Origin of the sequence: Muriicola sp. Z0-33, assembly GCF_026126425.1 — a bacterium.
Classification (GTDB): Bacteria; Bacteroidota; Bacteroidia; order Flavobacteriales; family Flavobacteriaceae; genus JAFMPW01.
Map to the genome: position 1 here is coordinate 54,066 of NZ_JAFMPW010000003.1, position 23,862 is coordinate 77,927.

Below are 23,862 nucleotides of genomic sequence, written 5' to 3' on the forward strand. Positions count from 1 at the left end.
AAAAATATCACAGAACAAAGCGTTGTGAAATGATAATTATCATTCCAGACCCGGTAATATTAAGAGTGGTTTCTCGAGATATATACTTAAATCCATAACTACCGGTTCGCGGAAAAGTTTTGTCAGCAAGTAATGCGGGTAATAGGACATTGCCAAAAGATCTATTTGATGTGCCTCCACATAATTGGCGATAGTTTTTGCTTTTGATTTTGAACGTGCTATGTCATGAAACTCAAGGTTAATGCCACTAAAAAAACTGGTCAGGGAGGCCCGATTCTCTTTTTGTGCCGCTGTCTCCTTATCCTCTTCACCTACATGAAGTAAATGTAAAGTCGCTTTATTTGATTCTGCCAAAGATTTAATTAGCCATACCGCTTCACTGGCCAATGTATGTTTATAGTCTGTGATATAAAGCAAATGGGAAATAGGGGTGAAATCTATTTCCTTAGGTACACATAACATCGGGCAGGAGATCTTGCTTTTAACTATTTGAATGGTATTACCTCCAAAGAAAATTTCTTTGGCTCCTGTTCTGCCCTTATTTCCCATGACCAAAAGGTCTACCGGATTATTTTTTGAATATGTTCTCACCCCTTTGGTAAATGCATCATAAATTTTAAGGGTAGTGAATTTGTGTAAGGGATTATTTTCTGTATCCGAAATGATTCTGTGCATAGTCTGTTTCAGACATTCATCTGTTCTGTCTGATAAAAACTGCCTGAGACTTTTATCTCCCTGGTAAACGGCATACTCCTTCTTTAAATGAGAATGGCGATCATAGACATGCATGATATGGAAACTACATTCCTTTTCCCTGTACAACTGAGTAGCGTAAAATAACGCATTATAGGCATCATTAGAGAAATCTGTAAGAACAAGTATATTCATTGGCCGAATTACTTAAAATGTGGAATAACCATAAAAGGTATAGTAATATGGAAGCTGATTTTTTTAATGACAGGTTCAATAAACAGACGTTCCACAAAGGTGTGCTTGTTCTGTATCATGACCAGCATGTGCGACTTGTGTTTTAATTGAAATTTATTAATCGCTTCAATTACCTCCTGATTGGACCAATCATGGAAAAGGTGAGCAGTTTGGCTTAATATTCCATCTAATTTGGCCTTATTTTTTTTCTGAGGATCAGAGAGCTCATATCCGTAAGACGCGTGTAATACTTCAATGCTAGACATGTGTTCCTGAGCAATATGGAGCAGCATTCTGAGCGGCTCTTTTTTATAATCTACTTCATAATCTGTTGGGAAAAGTATCTCCTTGGGTTGCTCATAGGCAAATTCTGGTGGTATTGCCAAAACAGGAACTTTTGCTCGTTTTATGACATGTACGGTATGTGTGCCGATAAATATCTCTTTGGCTCCCGTAGCACCCTGGGTCCCCATTACAATAATATCTATGCCATGGTGATCTACAAATTCATTTACTTCTTCTACCAGGGTATTAAAAGCAGTATGGGTACTGAATGTATGCTTGGGATTATCAAACTCTTTTTTAATGGTTTCCAGGAAATTTTCGAGCTGGGTTTCCGAAGCGGATTGGTACATATCTCCCAGTCCGTATTGCGCCGGACTATGCAAAACGTATTCTGCCCTGTATATGGCAGGGGTATAGGTATGTAAAAGGTAAAATGTACACTCCGAGGTTTTGAACAACGTTAGTGCATACCTTATTGCATTAAGTGAATTATCTGAAAAATCTGTAGGAAGCAAAATTCGTAACATGATATTTTATCTAATTGATTAATAGTTCAAATCTAGGGGCGGAAGCCGAGAAAAACCATGACTTTAATCAGTTTAGGAAAAAGGACAGTTTCGTAATTTGCAGACATAATTTAGTCTGATATGAAAGCCAACTTTAAGCGAGTTATCAACTCAGAAATTCCTGTTCTTGTAGATTTTTATGCAGACTGGTGTGCTCCCTGTAAAATGCTTGCTCCTATCCTTAAAGAGGTAAAGGACGAAATGGGAGAAAAGGTCCGTATAGTTAAAATAGATGTTGATAAGAACGAGAAACTAGCAAGACGATATTTGGTAAAAGGTGTGCCTACTATGATGCTTTTTAAGGACGGAAAGCAACTTTGGCGCCAATCTGGTTTACTTCAAAAACCAGATATCATTAAGGCAATTAAATCTCACCACTAAAAATTTTCCTTTCATCATACATTTAAAGCAGAACAAAACCGCAAATGTTGTTTACATATGATGAATGTCATTTAACTACTGAAATTCACCGCCTAATTTTGTACCATAAAACCATCGCTATGAAGCTTCTGGATTCTAATGAAGAGTTAATAGATCAGCTCTACGAAGACACTGATCAATTCTTCAATGAAATTGCCTTCTTTAAGGGTGACATTACTTTTTTAAGGCAGGTTATAGACAACTATTTTCGAAACCTGACGCGTATTGAAAAAATAAACCACTTACAGGTTTGTATAGGCCAATTTAAGGACATGGAAATAATTCATAGCAGCTTACTGCAACAACTTATGGTTCATCTTTCCAGAATTGAATACGCCTCTAAGCAAGAATCTACGGTGATGGTAAGGGCCCTGTTAGCGGCCCATTTGAACTTCAGTATAAAAATAAAGCAATTTATATCTGACTATCTGCTCTTAAGAGCCAAAATATTGAGTATTGCAGAACCCCCTTTAAATGAAGGTGAGGACCTGAATAGCTCAATGTTTTCTGGTCATTTGTTGTCGCCAAACTGATCAAGGACCTTCAAGGCCTTGCCAGGCCAGGGCTGCTGGGCCTAAAACTGCTTCATGACTTGCTGATGCAGATAATATTATTTTTACATTGCCCTTATACGCACTAAATAGGGCATCTTCCATATACTTTTGCAGTGGTTTCAGGAATATGTCACCAGCCTGGCTCAATCCGCCACTAAGTATAAATGCTTCCGGTTCCAGATGCGCAACGGTATCTGCCATTTTATTGCCAAGCACCCTGGCGGTTCTATCAAAGGCCTCCAGTGCCACTACATCATTTTGATGTGCTGCTTCCGAGATGGCTATCCCCGTTAATTTTTTAAAGCTGTAGTTCCTCAACACAGACTCGGCATTACTTTCGGCTAGCAAATCAAAAACGGTGCGCTTTATTCCTGTTACCGAAGCATAGGTTTCCAAACATCCTTTTAGACCACAATTGCATTGTCTTCCCCCGGGAACAACATTTACATGACCCAGTTCTCCTGCCATTCCGTTATGGCCATAAAGCAATTTCCCACTTACTATGATACCACTCCCAAGTCCTGTCCCCAAGGTAAGTACAACAAAGTGATCCAATCCTTTTGCAGCACCAAAATACAACTCACCCAAAGCAGCTGCATTGGCATCGTTGGTCATAAAAACAGGACGATCAATTACAGATACTACGGCAGACCGGACAGGGACCGTTGTTCCCCAACTAAAATTGGGAGGATACTTCATTTCACCAGTTTTATAATCGGCATTGGGAGCACCAATACCAATAGCCATTAGATCTTCGGGTGAATACAATGTTGAGATCAAAAGTTGTATTTCCTTACCTAATTTTTCTTTGAATTGAGAGAAAGGTTTTTTTGCTTTGGTATTAAACACTTTGCTATTTAAGATCTGACCTTCCCTGTTCACCAAACCGAGCTTGGTGAAGGTACCTCCGATATCAATCGCCAATACTGTTTTAGTCGTTGTTTTATCCATGAAATAAGAATTTGGATGATGCAATACAAAACTGTGAAAGATTTTTCATACTCAAACTGATATATGTCATTTGAATCGGAAACAGCAGCTATTAAATTTATAGAAAATTTATACCGTGAGAACTTTTGCTACCTTAAAAAACTTCACAAGCAGTGAAGCCAAAAATACCATTGTCAGGAATCTGAATAGAATTTTAGATATCGTTATCCTGGATGTAGATATAGAACACAGCACTATAACTTTATTACATTCAAGCCAGGCTGCATTGGAGAAAGTGAAAAAAGAACTGAAGAGTATCGGTTTTCCCATAAAATATATGCAGGTACAAAATGAGGCAAAACCGCAATCCGGGATTGCCAGCTTAATGGGATAAATGTGCTACCTCTGCAAAAAGGCTGTACACTTCCTCTTAAAGATAGCTCCTGCTATTAATAATTTACCTTAATCTGGTAAGACTAAAAGAGGGATGCTGGTGTTAAATACCACCTTCTTTATGGCCGGTTCCTGGGTAAGCTGCTCTAAGAAAGTATGCTTGTAATGTACCAGACAAATCATATCGGCCATTTTTTCTTCCGCGTATTTAGTAATGGTTTCAGACAAGGTCGCTGCCATTTCAGCCCGATCATGATTGCAGTTATAATGCTCCAGACGCTCTTCAAGAACCTTTTTATTTGCTTTTTGAGCATCAGATAAAATAAATTCCCTGCCAAAATGAACAACCTGTATCGCCGAATCCCAATGCCGTAGCATCTCTAATAATACTCTCAATTTTCCTTTGGCACAGAAGTGCGTGTAATCTGTTGGGAAAACAACTTGTTTTAATGATTGAAAATTAAAGTTTTCAGGGACACTTAGCACAGCACAGTTTCTAACTTTCCTAATGACTGCTACAGTATTACTACCCATAAAAATATGCGAGGAAGCCGAGGCCCCTTTGGCGCCCATCACAATTAGGTCCAGATCATATTCCGGGATGAGTTTTACTATTTGGGATATTAAATCTTCATTTGAGGAGATTGTGGTGTAGGTATGCTGTTTATCTGATGCTTGTCTTTTCAATTCGGATTCCACTTCTTTTAATCCTTCTTCAGAAGTTTTCTTTAATCCGGAAACAACCACGCCAGAGCGTGCTGAGCTCTTAAACCCTGAAACGTTTTCCAGTTTGGGAACATAGCAATTTAATATGATAAAATGACATGGCTGCCCACCGTATAATTTCCTGGCAGTATAAATGGCGTTCCAGGCATTGTCCGAAAAGTCTGTGAGTAACAATATTTGTTTCATACTTTACTTTATGTTTATCTGGGCAAATTCTGCATGACTAGAAAAGGTATTTTGGTGCTAAGCCCAATTTCATCCACTGTAGACCTATACAGTAAATCTTCCAGATATGAATGTCTTGAGTTAACCATAACCAGGAAGTCCGTGTCATTATCTTTAATATATTCTCTAATGGAATTCGACTTGTTTTCCACTGCCGTGCGCTCAAAATAGAGATAAGCATCAGGCAGGCTTTCTGTTAAAAAACTTTTATTATCTAACTGCCTATGGCTAAGATTTTTATAATCTGATATGTACAGACAATGGACTTCAGATTTGAAATCCCTGCACAATTCGTTCAAGAGTTTAAGTTCCCTTCTTTTATAGGGAAGCATATAATCCGTAGGGAAAAGAATCTTTCTGGGGTGTTTAAATTCCGCTTCAAACGGTATGGCCAGTACAGGGCATTGAACATATTTAAAAACTTGGACGGTATGGCTTCCAAAAGTAACATTCTTGTCATCAGTTTTACCCTTGGTCCCCATTATAACCAAATCTATATTGAGCTCGTTAACGGTGTCATTAACTGCGTCTACCAAAGACTCAAAAGCGCTTACTATGGTATAAGTATGCCTCGGGTTAGGAGGAACACTACTTACCTCATCTATTAATTTTGTAAGTTTTTCTTCGGTCACATGTTTTACCTTTTTCACTTCATCTTCCAGATCCTTATTTTCGTCTGAGGTAAACGGCCCGTATACCTCATCGGCATAAGCGTGAAGAAAATAGAACCTGCTTTTTTCGCATTTGTACAAATCCAGGGCATACTTAATGGCGTGCCTGGCGTTTTCAGAAAAATCGGTCGGAATCAATATTGTTCTCATCCTAGCTGTTTTGTCCAAATTTAATGGAGTCTGCTTGCCTAAACTATGATAATAATCAGTCGGATGTTTAAGTTGAGATAAGAATTCTTATTCGTGAATTACGAAAAAGGGTACAGAACTGTGGAAACTAATTTTCTCTACTAAAGAATCAAATAAAACCTGTTGAATAAAATTCAGATTTTTAGCAACCATGATGATCATGTCAATATCCCTGCTTTCTATGAAACATTGAATAGCAGCATTGACATTTCTGTTTGTTATGGTGTGAAAACTATTTCTTCCAGGAAAGGATTCATTGAGGTAATCCAGGAGATATTCCTTATTCTTTTCCTGCACATTAGAAAGTTCCCGGCCAATTCTAGAAACATTCATTACCCTGATTTTACCTTCACCAAGATGCAGCATATCCGATAGTGCTTCCAGAATATTGTGTGAGTAGAAAATGTTATAATCTGTAGGAAAAGCAACTTCCTTTGGTTCAGCATACTGAATTCCAAGAGGAATAATAAGGGCATTGCATTTCACTTTTGTTATTACATCGCCAGTATTACTTCCTATTATTCGCTGTCGTAAACCAGTTACCCCCTTGGTGCCCATTACAATCAGGTCTATCTTTTTTTCTTCCAGATGTTTCTTGATAGATTCCAGAAAAAACCCATGCTCATGAATACCAAAATATTTGTGTTTTTTAATAGCGTTAGAGGACTCAACCTTGTGCAATAAAGCGTTTAATTGCTTTTTTGAAGGAACCATCAGTTCTTGTGTTTCAACATCCTTATTTCCCTCTAATGAAATAGATACCGTAGGATAATCTATATAATCACTGACATGAAGAATATAGAAATTGCACTTGGTTTTGCTAAAGAGACGCTGGGCATATTTAAGTGCATTCCAGGCATTCTCTGAAAAATCTGTAGGGAAAAGTATATTCTTCATCGTTTAAAACACTATCAGCACAAATTTATATTCAGGCAAGCCGCTATACCATGATATTTGTCATTATAAAGCAGCATATATTCTATTTTTTACATTTATTAAACAACATGTTCCAGGGCATCCAGGTCTGTAATTCGGATATTCCTTCCTTCAATATCAATTAATCCTTCCCTTTTAAAACCTGATAATGTCCGTATAAGACTTTCTGTAGCTATCCCCGCAACATTTGCCAGGTCGCTTCTGGAAATACGAATTGGCCCTTTGGGATCTTTATTTAATATCTCTGAAAATTGCAGCAGCGTCTGAGCAGTTTTCTTACGAACCGAGCTATACGCCATTTGGAGCAATTGCTCTTTAATGTCTGTAATGTTATCGGTAAGCAGCTCCATTAGTTCAATAGAGACATTCTGATTGTTCTGAAGTATGTCTTTTAATTGGGATTTTGAAATTCCGGCAACTTCGGTATCTTCCACGGCTGTAGCAGTTTCCCGGTGTAAGGTATTGTCGGCAAAAGAAGTAAATCCAAGAAATTCGTCTGCCTTGTTCAGGGAGGTTATCAACTCCTTCCCATCCTCATCCATTTTATTGCACTTAACAACTCCTTTTAATATCAGGTATATGGTATTAGAGCGGTCACCTTCCCTAAAAATCTCCACGCCCTTGCTAAAATTTTCAATAGCTCCATAGTCATCGAAAAAATTTTTTAATTCATTTAAGGTGCTCATCTGATCCTCAACCTCAGGGATGTCTTTTGAAGTAGAAGCCGCCATTCTTGAAAGGAGTTCTGTTCTTGCTAATCTGCTTTGAATAGCACTTAGCAATTCTTCCTCCTCAAAGGGCTTTGTTAAATAATCATCGGCTCCCAGGTCCATACCCATACGGACATCTGCCCGTTCCGTTTTGGCTGACAGGAAAATAAAAGGAATAAATTTGGTTTTATCATCGACAGACAATTCTTTTAGCACGGCATATCCATCCATTTCGGGCATCATTATATCACATACAATAACATCTGGCATTTCGGTTTTGGCATGGGTTACTCCTACCTTGCCGTTTGAAGCCATCAATACTTCATAACCGGAAAGTTCCAGAAGCTCAGCGGTATTTTCGCGCAGCGATACATCGTCCTCTATAAGTAATACCTTTTTCATAAACTAGATTTTGGGGTTTTAATTGGAATTTGGGCTGTAAAAGTAGTTCCTTTATTCTCTTTGCTTTTGAAGGTAATACTACCTCCGAGATTGGTTAAGTGCCTCCGGACAATACTTAATCCAATCCCTGTTCCCTGTGTAAGCAGGGCATTACCTGCCCGGAAATATCGATCGAAAATAAATTTTTTATCTGTCTCCGGTATCCCCATGCCTTTGTCTATTATGGCAATTGTCAAATTGTCTTTCTTTCTGGTTACCCGGATGTCTATTTTGGTATGCTCCGGGGAGTATTTTATGGCATTATGAATTAAATTAGATAGTATAAGTACCAAAATTTTCTCATCAAATTCCAGAAGAATATCATCAATATTTTTGGGATAGACAATTTCCTGGCCATCCTTGAGCAGCATATTAGAATCATAGACTACTTCGTTGATAACTTTGCTTAGTGGGAAGGTGGTTATGCTATAATTAACTTTACCCGTTTCTAAACGCTCAACAGAAAGAAAGTCATTTATAATATTATTCAGGTATTTTACCTTTCCTTTAATGGTTTTTATGTGTTTATCTCTTTTATCTTGCTGTTCACTTTCGGTATACTTTCCCAAAAGCGTCGTAGACGTAAGAATGCTGCTTAAGGGGGTTTTAAATTCATGAGAGACCAATGAAAGGAATTTGGTTTTGAGTTCACCCAGTTCTTTCTCTTTCATCAAGGCCTTTTCTAATTGTTCTGTACGCTCGGCAACAATCCTTTCCAAATTCTCAGTGTACAAGCTTCTTTCAGTAATATCTAATATTATGGCAACACCCACGTTCTGCTCCCCGATATGGGAAATTTGTAAATGCACTTCTACAGGATAAACAGAATTGTCCTTTCGCATGTGCAAGGTTTCGAACACCAGCTTTCTTTCATCCTCATTCAGCAAGGGCTCCATCAGTTCTTTATAACCCGCATTATTCATGTCGGGCAGTAAATCTATAGGCGTCATCCTACGGAGTTCTTTCATAGTGTAGCCTATGTTGTCCCTGGCTCCGTGATTGACGTTTAAAAAGAGGAGGGTATCAGCATTAAAGACATAGATCTCATTTAAGGATTCATCAAAAATATTGAACCAGTGATTTAACTCTTCTTTGGATTTTTCTCTTTCTGTATTATCGCGGATAAGGGCCATTACATAGGAGTTATCATAAATCTGAAAAGTATTCAGTCCTACTTCAATGGGAAATTGACTCCCGTCTTTCCGCTGTCCGTAAAGATCAAGATCCTTACCCATGGGCCGTCTTTCATTACTGACTACAAAATCTTTAAAATGGGTTTGGTGACTGCCGTGGTATTTTGAAGGAATAAGGACATTTAGTGTTTCGCCCATTAGTGCATTGATATCATAGCCAAACATACTATTTGCGGCCCCATTGGATGCCACAATAGTTTGTTTCTCATTGACCACAATTATCCCCTCACCTACTGCCTCCGAAAGCAATTTAAAAATGTTATTGTTTTCTTCGAAGACCTTCATGTTAAGGAATTAAATGAATATCTGATTTTTATCATGGTGGTTACCAATACAACTTAATATATTTATTAACTTAAAAATAAGCATTATGGAACAATCTTATTCTAACAAAGTAGCAAATACTTTTTATCAAAAAATAGGAAAACTTTTTTTCGCTGTTGCGATGGTAGACGGGAGTGTCCGCAGTGAGGAAATAGACCGCTTAAAACAAATCGTTAGAAATACCTGGTTACCTCATGATGATATTCTGGACGAATATGGTTCTGATGCAGCATTTCAAATCGAGATTGTTTTTGATTGGCTCCTGGAGAATGAGCAAGAAAGTAAATTGTGCTACGACGAATTCAGGGAATTTTACAAAGAAAACACCAAAATATTCAATGTGGAGGTAAAAGAGCTTATCCTAAAAACCGCAAACGCCATTGCCAGTGCTTATGCCGGGAAAAATAAATCGGAGCTTACCCTCCTTGGTAATTTACAGCTGCTATTTAATTAAAGCTCATTCTTATTTAAGATAAAAGCCCTAAAAACAGAAACAGGTGCACCAAATGTGCACCTGTTTCTTTTCCGGGGATCCAATTCTTTCATTAATTTATTCTTTAGATCAATCTATCGCCAAAACCATCTACAGACAAACCGAATTAAAACTGAACCTCCTTTTTTTTAAATATATGCCCCGAATTGGGCAAACTATTCGCCTAAATCTCGTAAATAAAAGACCGGGATGCTAAGCATCCCAGTCCTTTGAGGATTGTCCATAAATAAAAACATGTTTTTAAAGTAGCTACTCAAATGCTATTGCAACCAAAACTGATCACTACCCTAAAATTCTGCTCAATTCATGGAGAAACCTCATTAGCCTCTGAATGCACAGCGGCTTTATCTAAGCGTTTAGTAAGTTTTCTTTCAATGAACGTAGCTTATTGTAATACATCGACAAAAATAAACTTGCTTTCCACTGTATAAAATGACAAAAGTCATTTTTGTTCACTTTTCCAGAACAATTTAGCACTTATCTCAATGGTAGTGTGTCTGTTTATTATGGGAATAGCAGGGGTGAAATATTTAATTGGTCAACACTGAGAATTGACTCTGATCATAACAATATATCTAAAGCCATGTTTATCTACAGGGAGAATATCTTCTATAGCACCCGACAAATTTCCAGGATGTATATCAAAATACCTCTTCTAATTTTCCTTATCTTGTATAGAGTTACAACTATCACAGCAATTAGGATTACGACATGAGAAATATCATTTTTGAATGTCTCAATCCTGAATATCTTGTGATCAAATTAAATAATATGATGCACAACCGGAAGCTGTGGTCGTGGCCTGTATTGCTCTGCACCACTGTTCTTTTTTTTCTTTGGAATTGCGGAGAAAAACAGCAAAAAATACTCCCCAAAAAGAAAGCCATCACCGAATCTGTTTATACCTCAGTTACTATTCAACCAGATAGTCTGTACCAGGCCTATGCAGCCGTAGCCGGAATATTGGATAATAATTTGGTGGAGGAAGGAGATTTGGTCGATAAAGGAACTGCACTGCTTCAAATTATTAATACAAGGCCAAAGCTAAATACGGAAAATGCCCGTCTGGCCCTTCAACTTGCTGAAGAAAATTATGAAGGTAGTTCAGCGGTACTTAAGAATATTCAAGATCAGATAGACGCTGCTAAACTTTCGCTTCAAAACGACTCTGTGAATTATTTCAGGCAGAAAAACCTCTGGGATCAAAAAATAGGATCAAAAGTAGAATACGACAACAGGAAACTGGCCTATGAACTATCTCATAAAAACCTGAATTCATTGATTAATCAATATGAAAGGTCTAGTCTTGAGTTAAGAACTCAGATGGAACAGGCTTCTAACAATTATAAAAATGCGCAGGAATCTAACCGGGATTTTACCGTTAGCAGCAAAATTAATGGCAGGGTTTATGCGCTCTTTAAGAATCCCGGGGAGATTGTAAATACCATGGAACCACTAGCAGCACTGGGAAGTAAAGACGTTTTTATATCCGAGCTGTTGGTAGATGAAGTTGATATAGTGAAACTATCATTAGGACAAAAAGCAATTATTGCGTTAGACGCCTATCCCAATGAAGTTTTTGAGGCCAAAGTGAGTAAAATTTACCCTAAGAAAGACGAACGTTCGCAAACTTTTAAAGTAGAGGCCTTGTTCATTGCCCCACCGGAAACATTATATCCAGGACTTTCAGGAGAAGGTAATATTATTATTGCCAACAGGCAGGGTGCCCTAACCATTCCAAAGGAATATTTAATAGACGGCAATAAGGTTGAGACGGAAGATGGTATTGTAGAAATAGTATTGGGGTTACAGAATTTAGAAGAAGTTGAAGTGCTTAGTGGAATAGATGAAAATACATATGTATTAAAACCCGAGGAATGACCAACTGGAAAGTGATACTGAATATTGCAAAAACTCATCTATTGACCAAGATGAAATCTACGGCTACAGCAACATTGGGTGTAACTTTCGGGATTGGCGCTTATATTACACTGGTAAGTTTTATGACCGGGCTCAATGGCATGCTAGACGATTTAATTCTTAACCAAACACCACATATACATATTTATAACGAGATTGAGCCTTCGAAAAAACAACCCATTAAGTATGCGACCGAATTTGAAGATGCACTTAATGTGGTGCATTCTATAAAACCTAAAAAGGGTCAGAAAAAAATACACAACGCCCTGCCTATTCTAAATTATCTAAAACAGGATAAGAATGTCAAAGGAGCTACCCCCCAAATACGAGCACAGATTTTTTATTTATCAGGATCGATAGAACTGGGAGGAAATTTGGTGGGCGTAGATATTATGGAAGAGGTAAGGTTATCTAACATCCAGGATAATATTGTAGAAGGAAGCCCGGAAGCCCTTAAGAATAATCAGAATGGTATTCTTTTGGGGGCTGGTTTGGCAAAGAAAATGTCGCTGAATGTTGGAGACCGGGTACAGGTTAGTACAGTAGCCGGGGCAATATTTCCTTTGAAGATTGTAGGTATTTACCAAAGTGGTATCGCGGAAATAGATAATATCCAAAGTTTTACAAACATTAAAACCGTTCAACGCATCCTTGGAGAGGCAGAAAATTATGTAACCGATATCAACGTGAAGTTATTAGATATTGCTCAGGCAGTTACCATGGCTAAGAACATGGAGCAGCAATTTCAAATTAAGGCCACAGATATTAATGAAGCCAATGCACAATTTGAAACAGGCTCTAACATAAGAAACCTTATTACCTATGCTGTATCAATTACCTTGCTCATAGTAGCTGGTTTTGGCATATATAATATTCTGAACATGCTCATCTATGAAAAAATGAAGGATATCGCCATCTTAAAAGCGACCGGGTTTTCCGGAAGAGATGTGCAACTTATTTTTATGAGCCAGGCCATGATTATAGGAACAATAGGAGGTATTATAGGACTGGTTGTCGGTTTTGGACTTTCGGTACTTATAGATAATGCACCATTTAATACAGAAGCTTTACCTACCATAACCACTTACCCCGTTAATTTTAAGGTTGGCTATTATATTATTGGAATCACTTTTGCCCTGTTATCTACCTTCATCGCGGGGTATTTGCCATCTAACAAGGCCAGGAGAATAGATCCTGTTCGTATCATCAGAGGAACATAATTTATACTATGAGGCCGGTTTTAGCAACAGAACATATAGACAAGCATTTTCATAAGCCAAAAGATTTTCATGTTTTAAAAGACATTACATTCTCTGTTGGCCAGGGAGAATTTGCTTCTATTATGGGTAAATCTGGTTCAGGTAAATCCACCCTGCTCTATATCCTCTCTACCATGGATACAGACTATACCGGCAAGCTGTTCATAAACAACGAACTGGTAACGGGTAAATCCCAGCAGGAACTCTCCAGCATCCGGAATAGGAACATTGGGTTTGTATTTCAATTTCACTATTTGCTATCAGAATTCAGTGTTTTGGAAAATGTAATGCTACCGGCCAAAAAACTGGCGGAAAAATCCCATGCCGAAATAGAACATGATGCCATGGAAAAGTTAAGGATGTTGCACATTGATAATTTGGCCAAACAACGGGCGTCCAGAATCTCAGGAGGTGAAAAACAGCGGGTAGCCATTGCAAGGGCACTGATAAACAGCCCGACAATTCTTATGGGCGATGAACCTACCGGGAATCTTGACAGCCATAATTCTGAGAATGTTTTTAATATTTTTAAACGCTTAAAGGAGGAAGAAGGGTTGTCTTTACTGGTGGTGACCCATGACGAGGATTTTGCGAAAAGAACAGACCGGATTATCCTAATGGAAGATGGTAGAATAATTCCATAAACCAATAGTTTAACAGGTTGGGCCTTAGTTAGCTGTTTTCGAATCTATCCAGTTTTCTCTGTAAAGTGCTTACTTCTTGCTGAAGCAATGCCACTTTTTGAAGCAGGTGATGCACGGCTTGCAATCCCTGTGGATCTATTTCCAGTTCCTTATGCAGTCTGAGCATTTTTTCGAGTTTCGGCAGTTCATATTCGTGCAGGTGCAGTTCCCTGTTAATCTCCACCATCTCTATGACTTCATATTCCTGTAATATCCTTACAAAAGATTCAGCGATATTATGACTACTGCAAAATTGCCTGACTCTGATATAATTTCTTGTATCCATATCATTTATTTTAAACCGGATGCCTCTAATTTTTTAAACAATTCTATTTGATCTTCAGTAAGCTCTGTAGGGGTTTTAATCTTATAGGTAACTATTAAATCACCAAACTCCCCTTCCTTTTTATATTTTGGAAAGCCTTTACCCTTGAGTTTTACCTGAGCCCCGTTCTGGGTGCCCGGCTTTAGCTGCAGTTTAACCTTACTGTCCAGGGTATTAATTATGATCTCACCACCCAGGACCGCCTTAATTATCGGAATTTCGACAGTTTTATAAAGATTTGCGCCATCTCTCTTAAACCGGGTATTATTGATAAGTGAAAAAGTAATAAAAAGGTCTCCTTTAGGACCTCCGTTTATTCCTGTTCCTCCATAGCCCTTTATTTTAATGGTTTGCCCATCTTCTATTCCGGCGGGGATGGTAATTCTAATGTTCTTACCATTTACCGTCAGGGTTCTCTTATGGGTTTGTTTAACGTCTAATAGGTTAAGTCGCAATTCCGCATTGAAATCCTGGCCGCGGAATTTAACCTGCCGCCCCTGTCCCCTAAATCCGGATGCCCCAAACATCGATTCAAAAAAATCTGAAAATTCGCTTTCCGGGCCACCAGAGTAGGTATAAGTTCTGGATCTCCCCCTTTGCTGACCCGCTCTTCCGGCTTTTTCAAATTCGGCCGCATGTTCCCAATCCTTGCCATACTTATCGTACTTCTTTCGTTTTTCGGGATCACTTAATACTTCATTGGCCTCATTAATCTGTTTAAACTTTTTTTCGGCCTCAGCATCGTTCGGGTTAAGATCCGGATGGTATTTGCGTGCGAGCTTTCTATAGGCTTTTTTGATATCCTTGTCCGTAGCGCGTTTATCTAACCCCAGTACATTGTAATAATCTATGAATTCCATAATATCAAGCTATACTTTAATGTATACTATAAGCGGTCTAATTGTTAACAATCATTTTTCCAGATAATGGATCTCAGCTTTCTTTTTCATCAATGCCATATGGGTACACTTGTAGCCAATCTCGAACAATTTGTCTAGATGGTTTGAACTAAACAACCTGTAATTGCCTAATTCCTCAGGATTAACAACTACATCACAGTCAGGAAATTTAAGTAGGGAAGATTTATGCATTCTTAGTTGAAAGGCCCTGTTTACCACATCATAAGAATGCTTAAAATCGTTCAATTCCATCTTCATCACCGGGTTGGCATAGACCCCGTATATTACTTCGGCGTTTTTGACCGGGTCTACGGGAAAATTATCCAGGATGCCACCATCAGCATATAGCCCGTCCCCTATTTTAACCGGAGAGAAGATCCCCGGAAATGAAGCGGAAGCAAGCAAGGGAGCAATCAGTGCCCCGGAATGAAAAACTTCCACATGTCCGTTCAATAAATCTGTGCTGGTAACATATAAAGTTTTATTTAAAGCAGCAAAACTGTCTTCCGGAAAATACGCGGACAGAAATTCCCTGAATGTATCTGTATCCACCCAACCTGGTTTATTTCTTGCATATCTTGTAACCTCAAATATTTTAATTTTCTTAAAAACCTCAAGTATTTCTTCCGGAGAATAACTTGCCGCATATAAGGCCCCGGCCAATGCCCCTGCACTGGTACCGGAAATACAGTTGGGGAAAATATCAAATTCTTCAAGCGCTTTAATGGCCCCTGCATGCGCAGCACCCCTGTAGCCCCCTCCGGAAAGCACTAAACCAATATCATTTGTTTTCATGATCTATAAATTATTAATGTTAACTATAAGGGTCATTGCGCCTATTCCTATCAATAGAAATAGTACAAATCGTTTAAATTGTCTTTGGGTTATTCTATCAATAACTCTTTTCCCTAAATAAGTTCCAACAATACTGACCCCAATTAAAATTGGAATAAGGTAAAGGTCATGAAGATGTACATACCCGTTATACGTGTATATAATACTTCTACTCAGGTCTATTCCCAGGTCGATGATTGCTGAGGTTGCAATGAATTTTTCCTTGTTCAGATTAAAGGCGGTCATAGTGGCTCCTCTAATGGCCCCTCCAGTTCCCAGAAGTCCTGCTATCCCTCCGGACAAAGCCCCACCAATAAGTGCATTCTTTTTATTTGCTTCAATTCTAATGTTCTTTAACAGCAGAAATAAGAGACCAAACACCAACAGAAATCCTCCTAATAAAAAATTCAAGATGTTGGGATTTACAAATTTGCTGAGGTAAGCTCCTACAGCCACAAAGAAGACGGCGGGAATTCCCAAATAAAGCACCAATTCCTTGTCAAATCCCTTTCTGAAGAATCCTATTTTGGTGATATTGCTCGAAAGGTGAAATAGTGCCGTAATGCCCAGCACCGTCTGGAAATCCATGAAGTAACTGGCCATGGGCACAAAAAACACCGAAGAACCAAACCCCCCAATTGTACCAAGAATTTCGGCGAGCACAGACAGGATGATAAATATGGGCAGGTAGCGCGTAAGCATATTGCAATTATGTCTTACAAAGCTAGATCAGCAGCCACTTGGGTGAAATGATATATGTCATTAGAAAGCGTGTTATTTTAAGGGCATGTATTTGTTCAAAGGCCGAAACCGGGATACAGGGCCTTAATAACATTCAGAATACCACGCTATAAAGTTCAATGGCCTCAGTTTTGCCTCTAAGAGTCATCTCTCCAATCTTTTCAAACGAAATTGGATCTTCCTTCTGTAATTCGCGGAGTAACTTTCCTGATATCAGCGCCATTGCGTTGTGGGCATTACATTCTGATTGTATACGGGCGGTGGTATTAAGTACATCTCCGGTATAGATGATCTCCTTTTTAATAATGCCAATTTCGCCCGTAGTTACTTCCCCTATATGATAGCCAGCCTTAAATTGGGGTATATGGCCAAAATGCTCCATGTAGTAAGCGCTTCGTTTGGCTATGGCCTCCTGAATTTTTGAAAAACAACGTATACAATTGTTCTGATAGACCCCCTCATCAAGGGGCCAGGAAATCACAATTTCATCACCCACATATTGATAGATCTGTCCGAGGGTTTCCAAAATAGCAGATGTCATGTCTGCGTAATACGCTCTTAACAGTACAAAATACCGCTCATGCCCAAGATTTTCGGCAATGGTTGTAGATGACTTCATATCAAGAAACATAAAAATGCGGGTTTCTTCTTTTGGCCTGTGGTATTTCCCCAGAAGGAAATTCAGCAATACCCCATCTCCAAGATGCTGGCTAATTTCTGAGATAAAAAGTGCCATATATAAGGTGGCCCCTATGTAAAGAATCACACTCCAGAAAGCAAAATTTGTAATAAACCGGTTTAAATCGGCCAGGGCCTTTGACCAATCTCCACCACTAAAATTTATAAAACTATTGAAAGTACTGATTACGATAAGAAAAATGATAACGAAAGAGAGGTAAAAAAAGGTTTTAAAGGTAATCTTTACCCACAGTTTCATTTTTATGAAACGCTTTCTTAACCATAAGATCTCAATGGCTCCCTGAAGTAACCCAAAAATGATGCAAGCAATTAGTGTCAATTTCAGGTTGTTAGAGAAATTATAAGGATTCTGTGTAGAGGGATAATAGTCCAGCGAACCAAGCAGTCCGTATTCCAGCAGTGAGTATATCAAAGCAGCCAGGAACCATATAATTGGAATAGGAAGAATCTGTTTAATATACCGTTTGTACCTGGGATGCAACATCACCTTATAAATATAAGGTAATAATACCTTCCTAAACTCCGCTGCACAAAAAGTTGAACAACCCTACCCCTTTCCTACTGTTTTGTATCAAATCATGGAATAAATTGGGTGCAAAAGATACATTGAAACGTCATTAAAACGACAGAATTTGAAAAAAGTAGTCATTTATTCGAAAAAAAATAAAAAATAACAATTTACATTAAAATACTGTTTATCAATTACTTAAAGAAATTTTCATTAACAAAATGTGTTAAATATTCCATAAAATGGTACCTTTTTATACATAGTACTGTAACAAAAGTGTTAACTCCTCGTCTATTAGATGTAAGCAAAATTAAAAACAACAAAAAATATATAGAAATTATGAAAGCAACATCTAATAGAACAGCAACAGAATCTAGAACAGGACAATACTTTTCTACTTTCAGTGGAACCAAAAGAACACAATGGGCACAATTTAGAAACTATACCCGTTAATTAGAATAAAACATTTCAACAACTATAAAATAATATATCATGAAAGCAACCAACAACAGAACAGCAACAGAATCTAGAACAGGACACTACTTTTCTTCTTTTAGTGGAACCAAAAGAACACTTTGGGCCCAGTACAGAAATTACAACCGTTAATAAAAAAGAACATTAACGACAACTATAAAATATTATGAAAGCAACAATCAACAGAACAGCAACAGAATCTAAAACAGGCCAGTACTTTTCTACTTTCAGTGGATCAAAAAGAACATTATGGGCTCAATACAGAAACTATAACCGCTAATCACGGGGATACCAATTCATCAATCAGTTTACCAATTCATCAACCATTGAACGAACAGATCACAGAAACAATCATCAATCAATCGCCCAGGACATCTGGAAGGTTCGCTTTCCTTTCAAAACTTAAGGATAGTAAGAGAATTCATTGGGCAGTTTCGAAACAACACCTTTAATAAACATACTTTTTTTTGGATTAGTCAATGGGACAGACCTTCATCACGTCTGTCCCTTTTTTTATTTATACATGTTTTAATTGATAAAAGCATTGGGATAGAATACTCTAGACTTTTTTATGGCATATTCATCATATCCTTCTATATGTCAATGTTTGAGGATTGGTTATAACTCCAAATCGGTTTTCATCACTGCCTTTAAGAAAATTACCTCTCAGACACCTTCTGCGTTTATAGATTCGTAACCAGCTGATAATCAATTATATTTACACGTACGGATAAGGACGAACATCGTACCTACAGGGAGATTCTTTGTACGATATGCTGTGTGCATAGATTTGTATCATAATTAAAAAACGGACAGTTATGAAACAGCAAAAGCAGCGCGGGAAAGGGAGAAAATATTTTATAGCCTGGTTGCGCATTGGGCTTATTATTCGTGTCTTCTTTTTTCAATTGGGGATGATTTTCCTGCCAGAAAAATGCTCAACAAGGCTATTTACCCTTTCTACCTATTGCACCAACCCGTATTAATAGTAGTGGGTTATTTCGTCCTGCAATGGGAAGTATCCCATGCATTACAGGCATTCTTAATTACTACCTTATCGCTAATAGTAATAATAGTTTGCTATTGGCTGGTAGTCAGGAGATTTAATTTGCTTAGGCTGGTAATGGGAATGAAACCAAAGGTGAAAAAGGAATTTACTACCTTAGTTACCCTTGTGAAATCTCCCGTTTTTGATAAATAACTCATAATTGACAGGGATCTGAAATGAAGCTCTTTAGGAACTTAAGGCAAAGCCTGATTAAAGAAGGTAATCTAAAAAGATACCTTCTTTACGCTCTTGGCGAAATATTGCTGGTGATGATTGGGATTAGTCTTGCATTTCAGGTAGACAACTGGAACGAGGACAGGATTAAGAGAAACGCAGAAATACAGTATTACGAAAATATTCGTGTGCAAATTACAGACGATAAAGAGTTAATTCTGGAAATGGTAGAATTTAACAATGACTTCAAGGCGCAATTTAGTTATGCCAATACATTGATTGAAACCAACAATCGTGATCATATGGACAGCCTGGGATCAATTGTGCGCAACCTTACTCAATACTCCGATTTTGACCGCCAGGGAAATATTTATGAAACCATGGTGAATAGCGGGCAAATAAAACTCCTGCGTAACCAGGAGATAATTGACAGGATCCGCACTTTGGAAGAAAAATATTTATATATCAACCGAATGGAAAACATCCATTATGATGCCATGATATCCCATACAATTACTTCTATTACTCCTATTCTGAAATTTTCTGACGCCTCTGTACAACGGCCAGAATTACTCTTCCATTACGAGTTCCAGAACCTGTTACTTTCACTGGTCCATATTATGAATGAAAAGGATAAGGTATATCATCAGGCTATAGCAGAAATAGACAGGATCAACGCCTTGATAAATGATGAGCTCAATACTAATTAATTTACTTGCTACTAGTAATAATCTGATCAACAAACCTTAACTTAAACCCAGAAAACTAAGCTTGTGCCGCTTGTCTGATTTTATAGGAATTCGGATGCAAAATGGATGATTTAAAAAATGAATGCCCACTTTTTTACTTACCGGCAAACCGCTAGAAATATAGCTGCTTATCTCATCCTGGCTTTCCTTTTAGTTCACTGTGCAGATCATAAGCCAGCTAAAAAGCCTGCATTAAAAAAGACCAAAGTACTTGCAACAGTTGCTGCCCTCCCAAAACAAATAAAAGCTCCGGAGGATAACCCCAGCTCAGCTGATAAGATTGCCCTGGGAAGACTACTTTTCTTTGATCCCATACTTTCTGGAAATAAAGATGTCGCCTGTGCAAGTTGCCATCACCCGTCTAATGGCTATGCCGAATTTTTAGATCTCTCCATGGGGCCCAATGCCAAAGGATTTGGAAGCAAACGAAAATTTAACACGCCTAATGATATCCCCTTTGTAAAAAGAAATGCCCAAACAATTATTAATACCGCATTTAATGGGATGGACGCACGTGGCAGATACAATCCTCAACTGGCCACTATGTTTTGGGACGATAGAGCTAAAAGTCTCGAAAAACAGGCTTTAGAACCTATTAAAGCTTTTGAAGAAATGCGCGGCCATGGCTTTGCAGAGGAAGAAATACTTTCTGTTATAATGGACAGGTTAAAGAAGATTTCAGAATATCAACAATTATTTACTGCGGCGTTTCCAAGCGCAGATCCTGTGACTATCGAAAATATGGGCAAGGCAATAGCGGCTTTCGAAAGGAGTATCATAACCAATAATTCAAGATTTGATCGGTATATGCGGGGAGAGTCAGATGCTATTCTCATTTCTGAAAAAGAAGGTCTGGCATTATTCAAGAAAGTAGGTTGTATAAACTGCCATAACGGGCCCATGTTCTCCGATTACAAAATGCATGTTATAGGAGTCCCCGAAAACAGCAAATTACCAGAAATAGATAAGGGATTTCAAGACACTTTCGCCTTCAGAACCCCATCGCTAAGAAATTTAAGGTTTACAGCACCCTATATGCACAATGGAAGTTTCAACACTTTAGAACGGGTGCTGGAATTCTATGAGGATATTGCGAATAATAAATCAAGAAATCCAAACGTACCGTCAGAGCAATTTGATCCTTTAATCCGGGAGTTAGAACTAAGTGTAAAAGAAATGTCTCTGATAATTTCGTTTCTCAACACCCTGAATGATGACAACTTTAATAAGGATATCCCCCAAAAAGTCCCCAGTGGATTACCCGTAGGTGGAAACATACAATTATAAAGACAACGCTATCTCTTTGCTCCAATACCCGGCATCGGACTGTCATCGCATTTTAGATCGCCCACAACATATTGCATCCCATCAAGAATGAACTGTAATAAAGAAGCATTTTCAAGACTTTGGGCATTATGGGAGGTGGCCGTATAAAATACCCTCCCCTTCCCGTACCTCTTAATCCAGGATACGTAATTTCTCTTATAATCAAGCGCTTTTCTCAAGCCCATAATTTTGTCTGTTTCTACATATAACAGCGGCCTGAAGTTATAATCGAAGTACGCATTTTTAAAAATATAGGGCTCGTCTATATGAGTAAACCCCTTGCCATCAAATGCCTGCACTAACCGATGCCTCGCATCTACTTCCTTTAAATTCATTTGTTGCTGTTGTGGATGGTAATCAAAACTGCCACCGGTCATCTTGCTAAATGCAAGTGAGTTATTTTGCACCACAATCCCCCCGTGTAAAATCATAAGTCCACCCCCTTTGGAAACATAATCCATTAGATTCTTCTCATACTTTGTAGCTGCTATTGCAATCTGCTGCTTATTAAGAGAGGTATTATCCTGTAACAGGTCCTGGAACAAATTGCGATCAGGTGACCGTGGGTTAGGGTTATTGAGGATTATGGCATCAAATTCCTTAAGGCGCTTCTTTTCAAAATTGCCTATATCATACCCGATATGGATTTCAAAGGCATTAGATTTCTGTGCCAGAATTTTTAACATAGCAACATTATGGGGTATCACCCAATGATAAAAGCCGGTTGCCTTCGAAAATACCAGCAACTTCTTCTTTTTTACTCCTTTTATACCAGGTTCTGAAGGCGCCAATTGCGCTATTTTATCCTTCCATTCCTGGGTGACTTCAAAAGGAGCCAAATCCTGAGCTGTTATCCCGATGGTTACAAATAGGAACAGGCTAATAAATAAAGTATATCTCATAATTAATTCTTTAGGCCTTTTGCCCGCATTTACACTTATTCCTTTTTATTGATTTCATAAAAAATATGAAGTGCCCATGAAAAGTAGCTTTTTTTAATTAAATTTCCTTCCCTAACCCTCATTTATGATGCGTTTTCTTCTTTTTGGTATTATAATGGTCCTGATCTCCTGCAATCAAAAAGAGTCTTACCATTTTGAAATCGGAAATAGTGAAGGGCTCACAACTCCCGAGGCAGTTCGTATACATATGCCTGGTTTAAATCCCCGTGAAATGAGTTTGTATAATGGGGAAAGAAATGTGAATTTCCAATACGATGAACTCACTCAGGATCTGTGGTTTATACATCATCCCGAAAACCACCTTCAATACACCTTAAAACAGTTGTCGCTTACCGCCAAAAACACTGCAATTTTAAAGGCAAAAAAGCACCAGGGCAATATGGAATTAGCTATCAACAACCAAGCTGTAGTCCAATACCGGTATGAAATGAGCTATCCGCCTGAAGGTATAGATTCTATTTATGGAAAATCGGGATATATCCACCCACTCATTACCCCCCGGGGAGATACTTTAACCCGAATACAGCCTCCAGACCACTGGCATCATTACGGTTTATGGGGCCCCTGGACACACACCCAGGTAAACGGGCAACGGGTAGATTTCTGGAACCTTGGTGAAGGGATGGGAACAGTACTTTTTAAAGAGTTTAAAAATGTGAATGCAGGAGCTGTTTTTGCATCCTTAACTGCTTCTCAGGAGCATATAGACTATAAAACAACAGAATCCCCAAATGTTGCATTAAATGAGGAATTGCAAATTAAACTATGGAATTCGGATAATCCGGACAGATATGTATTGGACTATATTTCCAACTTCAGTTCTCCACTAAAAGAGGGGATCCTTTTCGAGGCCTATAGATATGGCGGCGGCATTGGTCTGCGATTTAATGAGCGTTGGAAAGCAGACAATTGCACTGTTTTGACTTCGGAAGGAAAAGACCGGCTCTCTGCCGATGGTAGTAACGCCAGATGGTGTATAGTCTCGGGAGCAGCTTCCTATGGGGGCACCAATGGAATTCTGTTTATGAGTCACCCTAACAATCGAATGCATCCCGAACCCATGAGAATATGGCCTGTGGATGCCAATGGAGGGCGTGGAGATATGTTCTTCGAATTCTGTCCTATAAGACACCAGGAATGGAAAATTGAACCAGATAAAAACTACCAATTGCAATACAGAATGGTCGTCTTTGAAGGAGAATTAAATGCCGATGAAGCAGAAGCCTATTGGCAGGCCTTTGCCCAACCACCTACAATCAGCCTAATAGAGAATTAATA

25 protein-coding genes are annotated in these 23,862 nt (G+C 38.4%); 11 read left to right on the forward strand and 14 right to left on the reverse strand.

Going from position 1 to position 23,862, the window contains the following annotated elements; all coding sequences use genetic code 11:
- Window positions 1–39: 39 nt before the first annotated feature.
- On the reverse strand, window positions 40–888 hold the full coding sequence (locus tag J1G40_RS05920; protein ID WP_265241688.1) for a universal stress protein: 849 nt from the start codon (window positions 886–888) through the stop codon (window positions 40–42).
- Window positions 889–896: 8 nt separating this feature from the next.
- Window positions 897–1,739 carry a universal stress protein gene (locus J1G40_RS05925; RefSeq protein WP_265241689.1) on the reverse strand — a complete coding sequence of 281 codons (843 nt, stop codon included), beginning with the start codon at window positions 1,737–1,739 and terminating at the stop codon, window positions 897–899.
- A gap of 120 nt (window positions 1,740–1,859) precedes the next feature.
- Between J1G40_RS05925 and trxA the strand changes: the two genes are divergently transcribed.
- Both trxA and J1G40_RS05935 read left to right on the forward strand, forming a co-directional pair.
- Complete coding sequence (trxA, locus tag J1G40_RS05930; RefSeq protein WP_265241690.1) at window positions 1,860–2,159, forward strand: thioredoxin; 300 nt, start codon at window positions 1,860–1,862, stop codon at window positions 2,157–2,159.
- Window positions 2,160–2,278: 119 nt separating this feature from the next.
- Window positions 2,279–2,731, forward strand: a complete 453-nt coding sequence (locus J1G40_RS05935) for a hypothetical protein (protein ID WP_265241691.1) — start codon at window positions 2,279–2,281, stop codon at window positions 2,729–2,731.
- Here J1G40_RS05935 and J1G40_RS05940 read toward each other — a convergent pair whose 3' ends face one another.
- Window positions 2,732–3,703, reverse strand: coding sequence for an ROK family protein (locus J1G40_RS05940; protein ID WP_265241692.1), 972 nt, complete (start codon window positions 3,701–3,703; stop codon window positions 2,732–2,734).
- A gap of 115 nt (window positions 3,704–3,818) precedes the next feature.
- Between J1G40_RS05940 and J1G40_RS05945 the strand changes: the two genes are divergently transcribed.
- Window positions 3,819–4,076 (forward strand): hypothetical protein, encoded by a 258-nt coding sequence (locus J1G40_RS05945; RefSeq protein WP_265241693.1) that lies wholly within the window; start codon window positions 3,819–3,821, stop codon window positions 4,074–4,076.
- Window positions 4,077–4,144: 68 nt separating this feature from the next.
- On the opposite strand, the gene J1G40_RS05950 is transcribed toward J1G40_RS05945, so the two are convergent.
- The 5 genes from J1G40_RS05950 to J1G40_RS05970 all read right to left on the reverse strand — a co-directional run bounded on the left by J1G40_RS05950 (window position 4,145) and on the right by J1G40_RS05970 (window position 9,451).
- The gene (locus tag J1G40_RS05950) at window positions 4,145–4,987 is read right to left on the reverse strand and encodes a universal stress protein (protein ID WP_265241694.1); all 843 of its coding nucleotides are present in this window, start codon (window positions 4,985–4,987) and stop codon (window positions 4,145–4,147) included.
- Window positions 4,988–5,001: 14 nt separating this feature from the next.
- Complete coding sequence (locus J1G40_RS05955) at window positions 5,002–5,847, reverse strand: universal stress protein (protein WP_265241695.1); 846 nt, start codon at window positions 5,845–5,847, stop codon at window positions 5,002–5,004.
- 87 nt (window positions 5,848–5,934) lie between these two features.
- On the reverse strand, window positions 5,935–6,783 hold the full coding sequence (locus J1G40_RS05960) for a universal stress protein (RefSeq protein WP_265241696.1): 849 nt from the start codon (window positions 6,781–6,783) through the stop codon (window positions 5,935–5,937).
- Window positions 6,784–6,881: 98 nt separating this feature from the next.
- Window positions 6,882–7,934 (reverse strand): response regulator, encoded by a 1,053-nt coding sequence (locus tag J1G40_RS05965; RefSeq protein WP_265241697.1) that lies wholly within the window; start codon window positions 7,932–7,934, stop codon window positions 6,882–6,884.
- Window positions 7,931–9,451, reverse strand: a complete 1,521-nt coding sequence (locus tag J1G40_RS05970; RefSeq protein ID WP_265241698.1) for a PAS domain-containing sensor histidine kinase — start codon at window positions 9,449–9,451, stop codon at window positions 7,931–7,933. The genes J1G40_RS05965 and J1G40_RS05970 overlap by 4 nt, the downstream gene beginning before the upstream one ends.
- A gap of 85 nt (window positions 9,452–9,536) precedes the next feature.
- Here J1G40_RS05970 and J1G40_RS05975 point away from each other — a divergent pair, with 85 nt between their 5' ends.
- The 4 genes from J1G40_RS05975 (at window position 9,537) to J1G40_RS05990 (ending at window position 13,806) form a co-directional block, all read left to right on the forward strand.
- Complete coding sequence (locus tag J1G40_RS05975; RefSeq protein WP_265241699.1) at window positions 9,537–9,944, forward strand: hypothetical protein; 408 nt, start codon at window positions 9,537–9,539, stop codon at window positions 9,942–9,944.
- A gap of 810 nt (window positions 9,945–10,754) precedes the next feature.
- Window positions 10,755–11,864 (forward strand): efflux RND transporter periplasmic adaptor subunit, encoded by a 1,110-nt coding sequence (locus tag J1G40_RS05980; RefSeq protein WP_321160193.1) that lies wholly within the window; start codon window positions 10,755–10,757, stop codon window positions 11,862–11,864.
- Entirely contained in the window at window positions 11,861–13,123 is a 1,263-nt protein-coding gene (locus J1G40_RS05985; RefSeq protein ID WP_265241700.1) for an ABC transporter permease, read from the forward strand. The genes J1G40_RS05980 and J1G40_RS05985 overlap by 4 nt, the downstream gene beginning before the upstream one ends.
- Window positions 13,124–13,131: 8 nt before the next feature.
- Window positions 13,132–13,806: an ABC transporter ATP-binding protein gene (locus J1G40_RS05990; RefSeq protein WP_265241701.1), complete on the forward strand. Its 675-nt coding sequence runs from the start codon at window positions 13,132–13,134 to the stop codon at window positions 13,804–13,806.
- A 28-nt stretch (window positions 13,807–13,834) separates the two neighbouring features.
- Here the strand turns inward: J1G40_RS05990 and J1G40_RS05995 are convergent, their stop codons facing one another.
- From J1G40_RS05995 to J1G40_RS06015, 5 genes are all read right to left on the reverse strand, one after another.
- A complete protein-coding gene (locus tag J1G40_RS05995; RefSeq protein WP_265241702.1) occupies window positions 13,835–14,131 on the reverse strand; it encodes a chaperone modulator CbpM in 297 nt (98 codons plus the stop codon).
- A 5-nt stretch (window positions 14,132–14,136) separates the two neighbouring features.
- A complete protein-coding gene (locus J1G40_RS06000) occupies window positions 14,137–15,030 on the reverse strand; it encodes a J domain-containing protein (protein WP_265241703.1) in 894 nt (297 codons plus the stop codon).
- A gap of 51 nt (window positions 15,031–15,081) precedes the next feature.
- Window positions 15,082–15,864, reverse strand: a complete 783-nt coding sequence (locus J1G40_RS06005; protein WP_265241704.1) for a patatin-like phospholipase family protein — start codon at window positions 15,862–15,864, stop codon at window positions 15,082–15,084.
- A 3-nt stretch (window positions 15,865–15,867) separates the two neighbouring features.
- The gene (locus tag J1G40_RS06010) at window positions 15,868–16,605 is read right to left on the reverse strand and encodes a sulfite exporter TauE/SafE family protein (protein ID WP_265241705.1); all 738 of its coding nucleotides are present in this window, start codon (window positions 16,603–16,605) and stop codon (window positions 15,868–15,870) included.
- Window positions 16,606–16,738: 133 nt separating this feature from the next.
- On the reverse strand, window positions 16,739–17,827 hold the full coding sequence (locus J1G40_RS06015) for an adenylate/guanylate cyclase domain-containing protein (protein WP_265241706.1): 1,089 nt from the start codon (window positions 17,825–17,827) through the stop codon (window positions 16,739–16,741).
- A 1,316-nt stretch (window positions 17,828–19,143) separates the two neighbouring features.
- On the opposite strand from J1G40_RS06015, the gene J1G40_RS06020 reads away from it, so the two are divergent.
- From J1G40_RS06020 to J1G40_RS06030, 3 genes are all read left to right on the forward strand, one after another.
- Window positions 19,144–19,311, forward strand: a complete 168-nt coding sequence (locus J1G40_RS06020; protein WP_265241707.1) for a hypothetical protein — start codon at window positions 19,144–19,146, stop codon at window positions 19,309–19,311.
- A 238-nt stretch (window positions 19,312–19,549) separates the two neighbouring features.
- Window positions 19,550–20,257: a DUF6090 family protein gene (locus J1G40_RS06025; protein WP_265241708.1), complete on the forward strand. Its 708-nt coding sequence runs from the start codon at window positions 19,550–19,552 to the stop codon at window positions 20,255–20,257.
- Between the two features lie 117 nt (window positions 20,258–20,374).
- The gene (locus tag J1G40_RS06030; RefSeq protein ID WP_265241709.1) at window positions 20,375–21,583 is read left to right on the forward strand and encodes a cytochrome-c peroxidase; all 1,209 of its coding nucleotides are present in this window, start codon (window positions 20,375–20,377) and stop codon (window positions 21,581–21,583) included.
- Window positions 21,584–21,591: 8 nt separating this feature from the next.
- On the opposite strand, the gene J1G40_RS06035 is transcribed toward J1G40_RS06030, so the two are convergent.
- Entirely contained in the window at window positions 21,592–22,524 is a 933-nt protein-coding gene (locus tag J1G40_RS06035) for a ThuA domain-containing protein (protein WP_265241710.1), read from the reverse strand.
- Window positions 22,525–22,648: 124 nt separating this feature from the next.
- On the opposite strand from J1G40_RS06035, the gene J1G40_RS06040 reads away from it, so the two are divergent.
- Window positions 22,649–23,860: a PmoA family protein gene (locus tag J1G40_RS06040; protein ID WP_265241711.1), complete on the forward strand. Its 1,212-nt coding sequence runs from the start codon at window positions 22,649–22,651 to the stop codon at window positions 23,858–23,860.
- Window positions 23,861–23,862 lie beyond the last annotated feature (2 nt).